This window comes from Streptomyces sp. NPDC005402, from assembly GCF_040606575.1.
Taxonomy (GTDB): domain Bacteria; phylum Actinomycetota; class Actinomycetes; order Streptomycetales; family Streptomycetaceae; genus Streptomyces.
In genome coordinates this window covers 35577-50330 of record NZ_JBEXFB010000020.1, presented here as the reverse complement: position 1 = coordinate 50330, position 14754 = coordinate 35577, and the positions used below count along the sequence as shown (strand labels likewise).

Here is a 14754-nt window from a genome sequence, read left to right as displayed (position 1 = left end):
GGAGCGGGGTTACTTGGGGGCGCCGACCACGCCCGCCAGTTCCGCGATGTCCGCGAGCATCCTCGCCGCGTCCGGCTCGCGCCCGGTGAACAGCCGGAACGCGTCCACGGCCTGGAAGACGGCCATCCCCGCGCCGTCGAGAGTGGCGCAGCCGAGCGCGCGGGCGGTCCGCAGCAGCTCCGTCTCCAGCGGGCGGTAGACCACCTCGGCGACCCACAGCTCGGGGCGGAGCAGGTCGGCCGGGAGGGGCAGGCCGGGGTGGGCGGCCATGCCGGTGGGGGTGGCGTGCACCAGGCCGTCGGCGTCGGCGAGCAGCTGCGGCAGTCGGTCCGGGGTGGCCGCGGCCGCCCGGCCCTCGCCGAAGTGCCGGTTCAGGGAGGCGGCGAGGTCGGCCGCCCGGTCGGCGAGCGCGTCGACGACGGTGACCCGTCCGGCGCCCAGGGTGAGCGTGGCGTGTGCGACGGCCGCGCCCGCACCGCCCGCGCCCAGCTGTACGACCCGTTCCAGGGGTACGTCGGGCAGCCCGCGCGCGAAGGACGCGGCGAAGCCGGTGACGTCGGTGTTGTGGCCGATGGCGCGGCCGTCCTCGAAGACGACGGTGTTGACCGCGCCGAGCGCCTCGGCCTGCGGGGCGAGCGCGTCCAGATGCCCGATGACCTGCTGCTTGCAGGGGTGGGTGATGTTCAGCCCGTCGAAGCCCAGGTCACGGGCGGCCCGCAGCAGCTCCCCGACCGCCTCGGGGCGCACGCCGAGCACGTCGATGTCGATGAGCCGGTACACATAGCGCAGGCCCTGCCGGTCCGCCTCCCGCTCGTGCAGCGCCGGGCTCAGCGAGGGGCCGATACCGGCGCCGATCAGTCCGACGAGAAACGAGTCCTTGGCCACGCGGACCTCCCGAGCAGAACGGTAATGTACGAACCAGTACGTTAGCTATATCAGCCGGACGGTCGCCGCGGAAGAGCCGGGCGGCGCCTTCTAGAATCTGCGGCACCGGCCGCTCTCCCGAAGGAACCCGATGACCAGCGTCGACGAACCGGCACGACCAGGCGGGCGGATCCGCGACGCCGCCCGCACCCAGGCCGAGATCCTCGACGTGGCGACCCAGGAGTTCGCGCGGGCCGGCTACGACGGCGCCCGCGTGGACGAGATCGCCGCCCGCACCCGCACCACCAAGCGGATGATCTACTACTACTTCGGCGGCAAGGAGCAGCTGTTCACGGCCGTCCTGGAGCGGGCGTACTCCGTGATCCGCGAGGCCGAGCAGGAGCTGGACGTCGAGCACCTGGACCCGGTCGCGGCGATCCGGCGCCTCGCGGAGCTGACCTTCGACCACCACGAGCAGCACCCCGACTTCATCCGCCTGGTCAGCATCGAGAACATCCACGGGGCCGAGCACATCGCCGCCTCCGAGAAGCTCGGCAGGATCGGCTCCCCCGCCCTCGACGTGATCGGCCGCATCCTCGCCTCGGGGCGGGAGTCCGGCCTGTTCACGGCCGACGTGGACGCGGTGGACCTGCACGCGATGATCAGCTCGTTCTGCTTCTTCCGGGTGGCCAACCGGCACACCTTCGGCGCGCTCTTCGGCCGGGACCTGGTCGCCCCGGAGCAGCGCGCGCACTACCGGGCCATGCTCGGCGACATGGTGATCGCCTACCTGACGGCGGACCGCGCGGCGGACTGACCCGGCACGCCGCGACCCCTTGACACCCGGGATGCGCGGGCGCACCATCCTCGGCAACCGCTACTAACTATCCAGTGGGTTAATTACCTGGATAGCTCCCGGAGTCCCCCGAAGGAGCACCCGTGTCCGTCCCCGCCGAAGCCGTCGGGCAACCGAAAAAGGCGGCGACCGCCGCCTGGATCGGCAGCGCCCTGGAGTACTACGACTTCTTCATCTACGGCAGCGCCGCAGCCCTGATCTTCCCGAAGGTGTTCTTCGACGAGTCCGACCCGGCCACCGCGACCCTGCTGTCGCTGGCCACGTTCGGCGTCGCCTACGCGGCCCGGCCCGTCGGCGCGCTCTTCCTCGGCCATTTCGGCGACCGGGTCGGCCGCAAGAAGATCATGGTCTTCACGCTGATCCTGATGGGCCTGTCGACCTTCCTCATCGGCTGTCTGCCCACCCGCCACCAGGTCGGCACCCTCGCCCCGGTCCTGCTGGTGCTGTGCCGGGTCCTGCAGGGCATCTCGGCGGCCGGCGAGCAGGCCAGCGCCAACTCCATGAGCCTGGAACACGCGCCGGCACACCGGCGGGGCTTCTTCACCAGCTTCACGCTCAGCGGCACCCAGGGCGGCCAACTGCTCGCCACCCTGGTCTTCCTGCCGGTCGCCGCGCTGCCCGAGGACCAACTGCTGTCCTGGGGCTGGCGGGTGCCCTTCTGGCTGAGCGTGGCGGTCGCCGTGGTCGGGTTCGTGATCCGCCGCAAGCTGGACGAGACACCGGCGTTCGAGCAGCAGGCCGCCTCCGAGGGCGTCCCGAGGATGCCGCTCGCGGTGCTGCTGCGGGAGCACTGGGCGGACGTACTGCGGGTGATCGGGGGCGCGTTGATCGCCTCGGTCTCCACGATCTTCACGGTGTGGGCGCTGGCGTACGCGACGAGTGACGCGGTCGGGATGAGCCGTTCCTCGATGCTGTGGGTGGGCGCACTGGCCAACCTCGTCGCACTCGCCGCGATCCCCCTGTGGGCCACGCTGTCGGACCGCATCGGCCGACGTCCGGTCTTCCTGATCGGCGCGGCGGGCAGCGCGGTGACGATGTTCCTGTACCTCTGGGCGATCTCCACGGGCAACTACCCGCTGACCCTGCTGCTCGGCATCGTCGCCTTCGGTGTCGTCTACAGCGCCGCCAACGGGGTCTGGCCGTCCTTCTACGGCGAGATGTTCTCGACCCGGGTCCGGCTGTCGGGCATGGCGATCGGCACGCAGATCGGTTTCGCGGTGGCCGGTTTCGCGGTGACCTTCGCGGCACAGATCGCGGGCCCCGACGGCACCGACTGGTCCTCGGTGGCCCTGTTCACCGCGGCCCTGTGCGTCCCACCGCTGATCGCCGCCGTGACCGCGCGCGAGACCCACAAGGTCCCCACGGAGGACCTCGGCTCACGTACACCCCGGGAGGCGTCCCGCCCGGAGAAGGTGACCGCCTGACCCCGGGCCCGCCCGTTGCCCCTACCCGTTCGCCCAGCCCCTCCTGCACAGCACCAGCCGGTAGCCGTCCGGGTCCTCCACGGTGACACCCCACTGGTTCCAGTACGGGTTGGGCGACCGCACCTGTCTGCCGCCGTGCGCCTCCAGGCGGGCGACGAGGTCCTCCGGCACCGGACCGTCGACGTAGATCACCAACAGGTCCTCCTCGGTGGGGCGGGGCTCGACGGGGTGGCCCTGCTCGTGGACCAGCTCCAGGTGCCACCCGGCGTCCGGCCATCCCAGCATCAGGAGGTCGTGCTCGCCGGGTTCGGGGCCGCCCTCGGCACGCCACACGACACCGAGGCCGAGCCCCTCGACCCAGAACCGTTCGGCCGCGGCCAGGTCCCGGGAGGGGCGGGCGATACGGATGTGGCTGCGGCCGTCGACCGGCATGGTGACCTCTTCCCTCGGTGTGCCGGTCAGCGTAGGCAGCCGCCGGGCCCGGCACATCGGCCGTCCGCCCTGCGCCCCCGGTCGTAGGACCGGTGCACCGCGGTGACCGACGGGCGGGTGCGGCGCCGTCGGCCGCGTTCGTCGCGCACCGGAACGCGGAAACGCGGCCACGGCCGGCCGGCGGGATGCCGCTGGGGCGGTTCGGCGCGGCCGGCGTTCCCGTGGAGTGCGCCGGTACTGCGCGCGCCGGCCGGGGCGGACGGGGGTCGGCACGCCCTGCCCGCCCGGTGCGCGCAGTGCCCTCGTACCCGGTCGATCCGCCCGGGGCCGGCCGCCGCCCGCTCGGCGGGATTGCGCCGGGCGCGTCCCCACGGATCGCACTGGTCACTCCTCGCAGCGGCCGAGACGCGCGGGGGCCGGCACGCGTGTCCCGGCCGGTGTCCGGCACTCGATCGGTCGGCCAGGGGCGCCCCCGCGTCGGTCAGCCGCGGTTCGTCCCGGCCGGAATCCCGTACGCCCGCTCCACCCGCAACCGCAGCACCAGCCGCCGGTCCCGGACCATCGCCGCCCGGTAGTCGTCCCAGTCGGGATGTTCGCCCTGGACGTCCCGGTACAGGCGGACGAGTTCGTCGACCGTGTCGTCGTGCGGGTCCTCCGCCACCGGGGTCAGATCGGCCGTGCCCTCGGCGACCGTGTACGCCCACCGGTCCGACGTCGTCACGTGGTACGAGGCACGGGGATCCCGGCGCAGGTTGCGGGTCTTGGCGCGGTCGTCGGTGAGGGAGACCCGGATGATCCGCTCGTCGGGGTAGTAGGCGTGGCTGACGTTCGACAGCTGCGGCCGGCCGTCGCGCTTGAGGGTGACCAGCACCCCGCCGTGGCTCTCGGAGAGCAGCCAGAGCAGTGCGTCCTGCGTCGCGTCCTGAGTCATACCACCGTCAACGGGCCCGGCCGCGTTCGGCATTCCCACGACCGCCGAATCCCGGCCCACCCGCAGCTCGTCGCGGTTTCCTGAGCGAAGATGATGTCTGAGGTGGTCCGGGCCGGGTATGTCGATCCGCACCTCGACGGATGCGACGGAGGAGAGCGATGGCACAGCTGCGGCAAGAGGTCGACCCCGGTGAGGTGGGGCTGGACGCGAAGGCGCTGGACCGCCTCGACCAGCACTTCGCGCACTACGTCGACGAGGGCCGGATGCCCGGCTTCCTGGTGTCCGTCGCCCGCGGCGGACGGGTCGCCCACCTCACCGCGCACGGCCATCGTGACCTGGCGGCCGGCCTGCCGGTCGAGGCCGACACCCTGTGGCGGATCTACTCGATGACCAAGCCGGTCACCGCGGTCGCCGCCCTGATACTGGTGGAGGAGGGCCGGCTGTCGCTGGACGACCCGGTCGCCGAGTATCTGCCGGCGTTCGCGGAGCCCCGGGTCTACGTGGAGGGTTCCGGTGAGAGCCTCACGACCCGCCCGGCGGACGGTCCGATACTGGTCCGTCATCTGATGACCCACACCGCGGGCCTGACCTTCGCCTTCTACCACTCCCACCCGGTCGACGCCCTCTACCGCGAGGCCGGTCTGGAGTCGTCCGTGCTGCCGGGCTCGGACCTCGCCAAGACGGTCGCCGTGTACGCGAGCCTGCCGCTCCAGTTCGAGCCGGGCACACAGTGGAACTACTCGGTCGCCTCCAACGTCCTGGGCCGGGTCATCGAGATCGCGTCCGGCCAGACCCTCGACGCCTTCTTCGCCGAGCGTGTCTTCGACCCGCTCGGGATGACCGACGCCGGCTTCTGGGTGCGGGACGAACAGGCGGGCAGGCTCTCGGAGTTGTACGGCGAGAAGGACGACGGCACCATCGAGCCGGTCCCCGGACTGCCGCTGCGGGGCCGCCCCCGCCTGCTGTCCGGCAGCGGCGGCATGGCGGCGTCGGCGTACGACGTCCACCGCTTCGCGGAACTGCTGCGCCGCCGCGGCGAACTGGACGGCACCCGCCTGCTGTCCGCCGAGACGGTCGACCTGATGACCTCCAACCACCTGCCGGGCGGTGCCGACCTGCGCGCGTTCGGCACCAAACCGGCCCACGACGAACCCGGCAACGACGGCGTCGGCTTCGGCCTCGGCGTCTCCGTGGTGATCGACCCCGCCCGCACCCTGGCACCGTCGACGCTCGGTACCTACGGCTGGAGCGGGGCGGCGTCCACGACCTTCTGGGTCGACCCGGGCCGCGATCTGACCGTCCAGTTCTTCACCCAGGTCCGGCCGAGGACGCTGAAGCTCTTCCCCGACCTCAAGCGGCTGGTCCACGAGGCGGTCGTGGCCTAGTGCCTACTGATCGACCCGCAGGGTGAAGTGCACGCCGTCCCGGGCGAGTTCGCCCAGCCACTGCTGTGAGCGGGCGGCGGTCTCGGCGGCGCGGTACAGCCCTGCGGTCAGGGAGCCGTCCAGGATGTGGCCGACGCCCAGGGCGACGGTCCGGGAGACACAGCGGGCCATCGCGCTGTCCTCCTCGTCACCCACCAGGTCGAGCAGATAGCCGCCGGACCAGGTGCGGCCGTCCTCCGCGCGCACGTCGAGGGAGACGGCGAGGACGACCCGGTCGCGATCGGTGTCCGTCGTCGGGTACCTGGCCGCCAACTCCTGGGCCAGGGCCGTGATCCGGGTGTCGTCGCCGGTCCTCAGCTCCTCGAAGACCGGCTCCCAGGCGCGCAGCCAGCCGTCCAGACGCAGGGTGCCGCGCACGAAGGTCCGCGGCGTCCAGGCGGCCGGCAGCCCGTACTGCTCGACGAAGGGGAGGCTGTCGCGGTTGGGATAGACCTCGAAGGTCTCGCCGTCCACGACATGGCGCCGGGTCACCTCCCAGGGGCGGTCGGCGGTGGTCGGGGTGCCGTGGTCGATGTAACGGGCGGGCGAGCGCAGGGCGTTCAGGACGCCGGCGGGGGCCCAGCTGAAGCGGTACCTGAAGTCGTTCGGGACGGCGGGGACACCGCCGCAGTAGGAGGTGAGTCGGTACGACGCCGGTGTCGCGTCGCCGATCGCCTCGCGGGCCCTGGCGACGAGGCTGTGCGCGAAGAGGTGGTCGATGCCCGGGTCGAGGCCGGCCTCGGTGAGGACGACGAGCCCGGCCTTGTGCGCCTGCGGGACCTGTTCGAGGACGGCGTCCGACACATAGCTGGAGCAGGCGAAGTGGGCGTTCTCGCGGACACAGACGGCGAGGATCCCGGCGTGCTCGGGAGCGGGCAGCATCGACACGACGACGTCCCCGGGGGCCAGTTCGGCCGCGAGCGCGGACAGCGTGCAGGCGCGGGGCGCGGCCCGTCCGTTGAGCCCCAGCGCTTCGAGGGCCTCTTCCGCCCGCTCCTCGGTGCGGTGCCACAGCATCACACGGTCGGCCCTGTCACACAGTGCGGCCAGACCGCTGCCGGTGGAGAGCCCGGCACCGATCCAGTGGACGGTACCGGTCGCGGGAACCAGGTCAGTCACGGCGCAACTCCCCTTCTTCGATGCCGAGTTCGCGGCACGCCTGGTGGAACTTGTCCAGACAGCGCCCCCACGGTCCGCCGACCCCGAACTCCAGCAGCAGGGGCAGCAGGGACCCCGAGAAGCCGAGGCTGGACTCCTCCGGGAGCAGGGACGGCAGGTTGTCGATGGCGATCAGGTCGAGCGGGGGTTCCTTGTGCAGCCGTCGGACCGGCTCGGCCCACTCGGTGGTGCGGTCGTAGACCGGCAGGACGTTCAGGGGCGAGCCGACGTCGCAGGTGACGTCGGAGAGGGTGCGCAGCCGGCGGGCCGGGTCGTCCAGGTCCGTCTCGCGGACGAAGGGCGGGATCGGGGTGGTGGCGAGGACACAGTTCACCAGCACGTCGTGCGCGAGCAGGGCCGGACGATCCAGGTCGCGGGTCTCGTCGAGGTCCCAGCAGGTCGGCTCGATCCCGGCGGCCCGGAGCGCGACGCGGGCGCCCCGCCCGCTGCGGCCCAGCGCCCCGATCACCAGCGCCGTGAACTCCTCGTCCCCGGCGACCGGCCGCAGCGCCTCCTCCAGTTCCTCCTGCGAGGTGGGCGTGAGGGGCGCGACGAGCCTGCCCCGGTGCTGGAGCACGGCCAGGGCCGCACCCAGGTAACCGGCCCAGTACCCGAACGCGGCGAGCCTGCGGCCGTGGTCGTCGACCAGGTACTCCAGGTCGAGGAGGGCCCCTCCCCCGGCGGCGAACCGGCGCAGCAGTTCCGGGGCCCCCGGCTGCTCCTTGTAGGCGTGACCGAAGAAGATGTGCCGGTGCTTCAGGGCGGGAGGCTCGTCGGGGAGCTCCTTCAGACCTACGACCACGGCGTCCTCCGGCGCCCGGGAGGCCCACGAACCCGCGGGCGCGACACCGCAGCCGACCGCCTCGTACTGCTCGGTCGGGAAGATCCGCTGCGGGGACTCCTCGACGGTCACCGTCACGCCGCTGTCGACGAGCCGCCGGGCGTCGGACGGCACGACGGGCGTGCGCCGCTCGGTGGAACGGACCTCGTGGCGCAGCCACAGATGGAGCTCGGTCATACGCGGTTGGCCTCCGGGCGCGGGGCGTCGGCCGCGAACCGGCCGGCGCTGAGCGGGCTGATGTCCACGAAGGGTACGCGGCCGAGGTACAGGTCGCGGACGACCTCGCCGACGGCCGGTCCCTGGAGGAATCCGTGGCCGGAGAAGCCGGTCGCGTACAGGAAGCGGGAGACCGAAGTGGCCTCGCCGATCAGGGCGTTGTGGTCCGGGGTGATCTCGTAGAGGCCGGCCCAGCCGCCGGTGCGGCGCAGGTCGAGGAGGGCGGGGGCGCGGTGGTGCATGGCCTCGGCCAGACGGGGGATCCAGCGGTCGTGGCCGGCGGTGTCGAAGCCGGGGGTCTCGTCGGGGTCGGACATGCCGAGGAGGAGGCCGGGGCCCTCGCGGTGGAAGTAGAAGCTGCTGGTGAAGTCGATGGTCATGGGAAGGTCCGGCGGCAGTCCCTGGACCGGCTCCGTCACCGCGATCTGGCGGCGCAGCGGCTCGACCGGCAGGTCCACGCCGGCCATCGCGCCGAGGGCCCGCGACCAGGCGCCGGCCGCGCAGACGACCGTGTTGGTGGCGATCCGGCCCCTGGTCGTCACGACGGCCGTGATGTCGTCGCCGCGCAGTTCGATGCCGGTGACCTCGGTGTGCCGGAGGATGGTCGCGCCGTGGCGGCGGGCGTCGGCCGCGTAGCCGTACACGACGGACTCGGGGGTGCAGTGGCCGTCCTCGGGCGAGAAGGCGGCGGCGAGCAGTCCGTCGGTGGTGATGAGCGGGGAGAGCCCGTGTGCCTCGGCGGGGTCGATCATGCGGCTCGGGACGCCGAGGGAGTTCTGGAGCCGCACGCTCTCCTCGAAGGAGCTGACCTCCTCCGGCGTCGACAGCAGGAACAGGTAGCCGACCCGGTGCAGTCCGATGTCCTGCCCGGTCTCCTCCTCGAAGCGGCCGAACGCCTCCAGGCTGCGCGCCCCGAGCCGGATGTTGAGCTCGTCGGAGAACTGCGCCCGCACCCCGCCCGCCGCCTTCGAGGTGGAGCCGGAGGCGAGCTCGTCACGCTCGACGAGCACCACGTCCGTCACGCCCGCGCGCACCAGGTGGCGGGCGATGCTGGTGCCCATGACGCCACCGCCGATGACGACGACCTCGGCCGTGCGCGTACTCACGGGCACACCGCCTTCGCCGCCCGCACCCTGGCCCAGGCCGGGACCTCGTCCTGGATGCCGGGACCGACGCCGTCGTGGTGGACGATGTCCCCGCGGGCCGCCCGGGCCGCGGTGCGTCCGGTCGGCACCTCGCCCAGGCCGGCGAGATCGCTCGGCAGCCCCGCCCGGATCGCGTCCGCAACTGGCCCGGCGTGCTCCGCCGGGGCCCCCTGGTCGGTGCCCGCCTCCCGGCGGGCAGGCTCGAAGGACCCCCCGCTCACCACCGTGCAGCCGTGCGCGAGCCGGTCCCCGTACACCGGTGTGGTGCTCGGTGTACGGGCCCTGGCGATCCTCCGTACACGGGCCGGGGCCCCGCTGCCCGGGTCCGGGACGGCCAGGTGGGTGCTGTCGGGTGCGGTGAGGTGGCCCGTCACCGACACCACGATGCGGGCCGTCGCGTTGCCCGGGTCGACGCTGCCGGGTCGCGCCCGGGCCCCGGCGCGCCGCGAGGCGATGGCCGTGTCCGCGTCGGGCAGGCGCGTGACCTGCTGTCCGGAGAGGAAGAGGACGTCGTCGGTCATTCCCTCTTCCTGTCCGGATCCGCCCTCCCGGAATCCGCCCGACGGTCAGGACAGGTGGGCCACCGCGTCCAGATGGGGCAGGACGTGGTCCAGCCGCTCCCGCTTGGTGCGCAAATAGGTGATGTTGCTCTCGCACGGTGTGATCAGCAGAGGCACCGTCTCGGTGACCTCGATGCCGTGCCGCAGCAGCGCCTCCCGCTTGCGCGGGTTGTTGGACATCAGACGGACCGAGTTCACGCCCAGGTCGTGGAAGATGCCGGCCGCGACACCGTAGTCCCGGGAGTCCACCGGCAGACCGAGCGCGAGGTTCGCCTCTACGGTGTCGAGGCCCTCCGCCTGCAGCGCCATCGCGCGGAGCTTGGCGAGCAGCCCGATGCCCCGGCCCTCGTGACCCCGCAGGTAGACGACGATGCCGCTGCCCTCCTTGACGACGGCCCGCAGCGCGGCATCGAGCTGGTCGCCGCATTCGCAGTGCTGGGAGCCGAACGCGTCACCGGTCAGGCACTCGGAATGCAGTCGCACGAGGACGTCGTTCGCACCGATGTCACCGTAGACCAGGGCGACTTGTTCGTCACCGCGGTCGTGATCGAGGTAGCCGACCGCCTGGAATTTCCCGTACACGGTGGGCAGCGGGGCATTGACCACGCGTTCCACGCCGGTGCGCTGTGGTGCCTTCTTGCCGAGGACGCCAACGTTATCTGTCATGATCTGTTTCCTAAGCAGAGACGAAAGGCCGTGAAAAGATGAGCGGTTCGGGAATACGGTCGACGGCGTACGGTCTGTTGCCGACGGACACTACGGAAGACGTACGGACACGGGGGGCGGGCGTCTCAACGCAGGTCGCCGTCCTTCCGGTCGGGAGCTTCGAACAACACGGCCCGTACCTTCCCCTGGCGACCGACACCCTCGTCGCCTGCGCCGTCGCGCGGGAGATCGCCGCGGCGTACCCGGTGCACCTCCTCCCCCCGGTGACGATCTCCTGCTCGCACGAGCACGCGGCCTGGCCGGGCACCGTCAGCATCTCCTCCGTCACCCTTCACGCGGTGGTGCGGGACATTGCCGCCTCGCTGCGCCGCTCGGGCGTCGAGGCGCTGGTCGTGGTCAACGGGCACGGGGGCAACTACGTGCTGGGCAACGTCGTGCAGGAGGCCTCCGCCGAGGGAGCGCGGATGGCGCTCTTCCCAGCCGCGGAGGACTGGGAGGCCGCCCGTACGGAGGCGGGAGTGCGCACCTCGCTGCTCACCGACATGCACGCGGGAGAAATCGAGACCTCCATTCTTCTGCACACGCACCCGGAATGCCTTCGCCCCGGTTACGAGACCTCCGATTTCGTCGCGGACGACCGTCGTCATCTCCTCACCCTCGGTATGTCCGGTTACACCGATTCCGGTGTCATCGGGCGCCCTTCGCTGGGCTCGGCGGAAAAAGGGAAAGCGTTGCTGGAGAGCCTCGCGGCTTCCTTCGGCACGTATTTCTCGATGCTGACCGAATCCGATGCCGCCGCCGACGCCGAGTAGGGCTTCGCCGGGCGCCGCAGACCCTCGTACCAGCGGACGACCAGGACGACGGCGCCCGGCAGGCTCGCCACGAAGCTGAGGACGCCGTACACGATCGCGGTCGCGAGGCCGGTGCCGGCGCCGAGGCCCATGGCGGCGAACGCCCAGGCGGTGACGCCCTCCCGGGGGCCGAACCCGCCGATGTTCAGGGGCAGTCCCATGGCGAGCAGGGCGAGCACGGCCAGCGGCAGCAGTACGGCGACCGAGGCGTCGGAGCCCGCGATGCGGGCGGCGAGCACGAACATCCCGAGGTGGCCGGCGAGGACGACGGCCGAGGAGAGGGTGACGCCGGGCCAGTTGCGGCGGGACAGCAGTGCCTCGCGTGCCTCGCCGAGGGTCGCGCGCAGGACCCGGCCCCGGCGGGAGGAGGGGGCCCGGTTCAGCCGCAGGGCCACGGTGACGGCGAGCGCGCCGAGGGCGGCGAGGCCGACGACGGGGGCGAGGTGGCGGGCCTCGGCCAGCACCGGGGAGTCCATGGTGAGCAGTACGGCGCCGCCGACGACCGCCAACGCGATCTGACCGGCGACCCGTTCGAGGACGACCGCCCGCACCCCGCGGCCCATGTCGCCGGCGCTCTGCCCGTGCCGCACCGCGCGGTGCACGTCGCCGAGCACACCGCCGGGCAGCGCCGCGTTCAGGAACAGGGCTCGGTAGTAGTCGGCCACGGCCGCGCCGAGCGGCAGCCGGATGCGCAGCCCGCGGGCCACCAACTGCCAGCGCCAGGCGCTGAACACGGTGGTCAGGAGGCCGATCGCGAGCGCCGCCAGCAGGGCGACGGCGTCGATGCGGCGCAGTCCGTCCAGGAAGACGCCGGTGCCGAGGCGCCACAGCAGGAGAGCGAGGATGGTGACGCCGGCGACGGTGCCGAAGTGGGTGCGCAGGGCGCGGGAGTTGAGGGCCGAGCGCAGTGCGGTGCGCCAACGCGGTGCGCGAAGGGGCCGCGCCTCGGTCACGATCACGCCGATCCGGTCCTTGGAGACGGCGGCTTCGGTCAGGTCCGTGGCGGGCACACCGGCGGCTTCGAGGATTTCGGCCCGGGCCACGAGCGCCTCGGTCCGTGCCGTGAGCACCTCGTCCCGAGTCCGGACCGCCTCCGCCCGGAGGGCGAGGGCCTGGTGGGAGAGGGAGCGGGGCTCGACCGGTGCAGCGGGCTGCCGGACGGGCAGACTCGGGCGCCCGGTGTCCGGCCGCACCGTCTCCACGCTCATGACGCTCCGCCCGTCGGCCGGGACAGTGCCAGCAGGTCGCTGTGGTGGACGACGACCTGCAACTCGCCCGCGCGGCAGGCCTCCAGGCGGTCCCGGAGGTAGCGCTCGGCGCGCTCCTTCAGCTCGGGGCGCTCCTCGACGGCCGCGCCGACCCAGCCGCGCAGCCACTGCGCGGTGAGCGCGGACTCCGCGGGGCCCAGGCGCCAGGCGCTCGGGTGCAGCCGTACCGTCGCGCCCCGTTCGGAGAACGCCTCGCAGGCGACGGTGACGGCGTCCGGGCCGAGCAGTCCGCCGCGCCGCTGGTGGGCGTTGAACGCGTCGGCGATCTCCTCGTCCAGCGGGTCGGACGGGCTGAGTTCGACCCGCCCGGCCACGGAGAGGGTGAGCAGGGCCGGGCAGCCGGCGCCCGTGCAGGCCGCGGCGAGGGTGTCGATCTCCTCGCGGGTGAGGACGTCCAGGAGCGCGGAGGCCGTCACCAGGGAGGCGCCGGCGAGGGCCTCCGGGGTGAGCAGGCCGACGTCGCCGCGGCGCGTCTCGACGGTGACCCGGCTGCCGTCGGCCGCGGAGCGCGGGGAGGCGACGGCCGCGAAGTGCAGGAGGTAGGGATCCCGGTCGTGCAGGATCCAGTGCTGCGGGCCGTCCAGGCGGGGCGCCAGCCAGCGGCCCATCGAGCCGGTGCCGCAGCCCAGGTCGTGGATGACCAGGCCGGCCTTGCCCGGCAGATTGGCCAGCCGGATCCGCAGCGGGTCGAGCAGATCCCCGGCCCGCGCCGCCGCGTCCGGTCCCTCCCGCAGTTCCAGCCACTCGGGGGCGTACCGGGGAGCGTCGTCGGGCCCGGCGTCCCTGAGCCGTACGGTGGGGCGCTCGCCGGGGTGAGCGCTGGGACCGGCACCGGGGATGACCGTTTCCGCGTCGGAGGGGACGGTGGGCTGCACGGACAAAACCTCCCGAGGCCCGGGCTGCGCCGGGATCTTCCCGCTCTGCTTGGTCGCCGTCTTCCTCATGCCGCCCTCCTGGGCTCGCTCGGGAGTCGGCCGAGTACTCCGGCCAGGCTGCGGGCCGTGGTGGCCCAGCCGTCCAGGGCGGCCCGCCGCCCCCGGGCGGCCGCCTTCAGCCGGCGCCGTACGTCCGCCTCGCCGAACCAACCGCGCAGTTCGGCGGCGAGGGCGGCGGGGTCCTCCGGCGGGACGAGGATGCCGGGCACCCCGCCGTCGGGGGCGCGGCCGACCGCCTCGGGCAGTCCGCCCACGTCGGTGGCCAGCACCGGGATGCCGCGCGCGAGGGCCTCGGTGACCGCCATGCCGTAGGTCTCGGCGTAGGAGGTGAGGACCATCAGGTCGGCGGCGTTGTAGCTGGCGTCGAGCTCTGCCCCGGCCTGCGGTCCCGCCAGGTGCAGGCGGTCCTGGAGGCCGTACTTCTTGATGAGCATCCGCAGATGGGCGACGTACTCGGGATCCTGGGTGATCCCGCCGACGCACACACAGCTCCACGGCAGGTCCTGGGCGCCGGCCAGGGCCTCGATCAACCGGTGCTGTCCCTTGCGGGGTGTCACCGCGGCCACGCACAGCAGCCGGGAGAGTCCGTCGGTGCCGGAGGCGAGCGGGGCGATGTCGGCACCCGGCGTGGCGACGTGCACCCGCTCGGGGGCGAGCCCGTGGTGCGAGACCAGTCGGCGTACGGCCCAGTCACTGGTGGCGATGACGGCGGGCACGGCCCGCAGCACCTCGCGCTCCCTGGCGTCCAGTTCGAGGGCGAGCCCGGGTTCGAGTCCGGTCTCGTCGCCGAGCGGCAGGTGGACGAGGACGGCGAGGCTCAGCCGCTCCGCCTCCGGGACGATGATCTCCGGCACCCCGCAGGCGACCAGGCCGTCGATGAGGACGACGGTGCCGTCGGGCAGGTCCCGCAGGGTGCGGGCCAGTTCGGTGCGGGCCGCCGCTCCCGGCCGGGGCCAGCTGCCGGCCACCGCGTGCCGCTCGACCTGCCAGCCGAAGCCGGGCAGGTCCAGGCAGACCCGCCGGTCGTAGGCGTTGCCCCCGCTCGGTGCGGTCGGGTCGTCCACGCCTCCCGGCATCAGGAAGTGCACGGTCCGCAGGGACATCGGGATGATCTCGGCCTTCTTGAGGGCGGAGTTCTGTACGGGCACGTAGTCGAGCGTGGCCGTCCGCCCGGTGGTCATGT

At 72.9% G+C, this 14754-nt stretch carries 14 protein-coding genes and 1 pseudogene; 4 read left to right on the top strand and 11 right to left on the bottom strand.

Annotation, left to right across the window (positions count from 1 at the left end; genetic code table 11):
- Nucleotides 1-9: 9 nt before the first annotated feature.
- On the bottom strand, nucleotides 10-885 hold the full coding sequence (locus ABZT02_RS32420) for a shikimate dehydrogenase (RefSeq protein WP_356023833.1): 876 nt from the start codon (nucleotides 883-885) through the stop codon (nucleotides 10-12).
- 130 nt (nucleotides 886-1015) lie between these two features.
- On the opposite strand from ABZT02_RS32420, the gene ABZT02_RS32415 reads away from it, so the two are divergent.
- Both ABZT02_RS32415 and ABZT02_RS32410 read left to right on the top strand, forming a co-directional pair.
- Entirely contained in the window at nucleotides 1016-1681 is a 666-nt protein-coding gene (locus ABZT02_RS32415; protein ID WP_356023831.1) for a TetR/AcrR family transcriptional regulator, read from the top strand.
- Between the two features lie 122 nt (nucleotides 1682-1803).
- Nucleotides 1804-3144, top strand: a complete 1341-nt coding sequence (locus ABZT02_RS32410; protein ID WP_356023829.1) for an MFS transporter — start codon at nucleotides 1804-1806, stop codon at nucleotides 3142-3144.
- Nucleotides 3145-3165: 21 nt separating this feature from the next.
- Here the strand turns inward: ABZT02_RS32410 and ABZT02_RS32405 are convergent, their stop codons facing one another.
- Together ABZT02_RS32405 and ABZT02_RS32400 are read right to left on the bottom strand one after the other, a co-directional pair.
- Complete coding sequence (locus ABZT02_RS32405) at nucleotides 3166-3576, bottom strand: VOC family protein (RefSeq protein ID WP_356023827.1); 411 nt, start codon at nucleotides 3574-3576, stop codon at nucleotides 3166-3168.
- Nucleotides 3577-4057: 481 nt separating this feature from the next.
- Nucleotides 4058-4507: a PPOX class F420-dependent oxidoreductase gene (locus ABZT02_RS32400; RefSeq protein WP_356023825.1), complete on the bottom strand. Its 450-nt coding sequence runs from the start codon at nucleotides 4505-4507 to the stop codon at nucleotides 4058-4060.
- A 158-nt stretch (nucleotides 4508-4665) separates the two neighbouring features.
- Here ABZT02_RS32400 and ABZT02_RS32395 point away from each other — a divergent pair, with 158 nt between their 5' ends.
- Nucleotides 4666-5892, top strand: a complete 1227-nt coding sequence (locus ABZT02_RS32395) for a serine hydrolase domain-containing protein (protein WP_356023823.1) — start codon at nucleotides 4666-4668, stop codon at nucleotides 5890-5892.
- 3 nt (nucleotides 5893-5895) lie between these two features.
- On the opposite strand, the gene ABZT02_RS32390 is transcribed toward ABZT02_RS32395, so the two are convergent.
- The 5 genes from ABZT02_RS32390 to ribA are packed head-to-tail and all read right to left on the bottom strand — an operon-like array spanning nucleotide 5896 to nucleotide 10517.
- Nucleotides 5896-7050: a saccharopine dehydrogenase family protein gene (locus ABZT02_RS32390; RefSeq protein WP_356023821.1), complete on the bottom strand. Its 1155-nt coding sequence runs from the start codon at nucleotides 7048-7050 to the stop codon at nucleotides 5896-5898.
- Entirely contained in the window at nucleotides 7043-8107 is a 1065-nt protein-coding gene (locus ABZT02_RS32385; RefSeq protein ID WP_356023819.1) for a saccharopine dehydrogenase, read from the bottom strand. The genes ABZT02_RS32390 and ABZT02_RS32385 overlap by 8 nt, the downstream gene beginning before the upstream one ends.
- Nucleotides 8104-9252, bottom strand: a complete 1149-nt coding sequence (locus ABZT02_RS32380; RefSeq protein WP_356023817.1) for an FAD-binding oxidoreductase — start codon at nucleotides 9250-9252, stop codon at nucleotides 8104-8106. The genes ABZT02_RS32385 and ABZT02_RS32380 overlap by 4 nt, the downstream gene beginning before the upstream one ends.
- Entirely contained in the window at nucleotides 9249-9812 is a 564-nt protein-coding gene (locus ABZT02_RS32375) for a hypothetical protein (RefSeq protein ID WP_356023815.1), read from the bottom strand. Before ABZT02_RS32375 ends, ABZT02_RS32380 begins: the two co-directional genes overlap by 4 nt.
- Before the next feature lie 45 nt (nucleotides 9813-9857).
- Complete coding sequence (gene ribA / locus ABZT02_RS32370; protein ID WP_356023812.1) at nucleotides 9858-10517, bottom strand: GTP cyclohydrolase II; 660 nt, start codon at nucleotides 10515-10517, stop codon at nucleotides 9858-9860.
- A gap of 38 nt (nucleotides 10518-10555) precedes the next feature.
- Between ribA and ABZT02_RS32365 the strand changes: the two genes are divergently transcribed.
- Nucleotides 10556-11329: a creatininase family protein gene (locus ABZT02_RS32365; protein ID WP_356023810.1), complete on the top strand. Its 774-nt coding sequence runs from the start codon at nucleotides 10556-10558 to the stop codon at nucleotides 11327-11329.
- A 113-nt stretch (nucleotides 11330-11442) separates the two neighbouring features.
- On the opposite strand, the pseudogene ABZT02_RS32360 reads toward ABZT02_RS32365, so the two are convergent.
- From ABZT02_RS32360 to ABZT02_RS32350, 3 genes and pseudogenes are all read right to left on the bottom strand, one after another.
- Nucleotides 11443-12576: pseudogene (locus tag ABZT02_RS32360) on the bottom strand (lysylphosphatidylglycerol synthase transmembrane domain-containing protein); the annotation flags it as partial.
- Nucleotides 12573-13580 (bottom strand): class I SAM-dependent methyltransferase, encoded by a 1008-nt coding sequence (locus ABZT02_RS32355; RefSeq protein ID WP_356023808.1) that lies wholly within the window; start codon nucleotides 13578-13580, stop codon nucleotides 12573-12575. The pseudogene ABZT02_RS32360 and the gene ABZT02_RS32355, both read right to left, overlap by 4 nt.
- The gene (locus ABZT02_RS32350; protein WP_356024117.1) at nucleotides 13577-14752 is read right to left on the bottom strand and encodes a glycosyltransferase family 4 protein; all 1176 of its coding nucleotides are present in this window, start codon (nucleotides 14750-14752) and stop codon (nucleotides 13577-13579) included. The genes ABZT02_RS32355 and ABZT02_RS32350 overlap by 4 nt, the downstream gene beginning before the upstream one ends.
- Nucleotides 14753-14754: the final 2 nt, after the last annotated feature.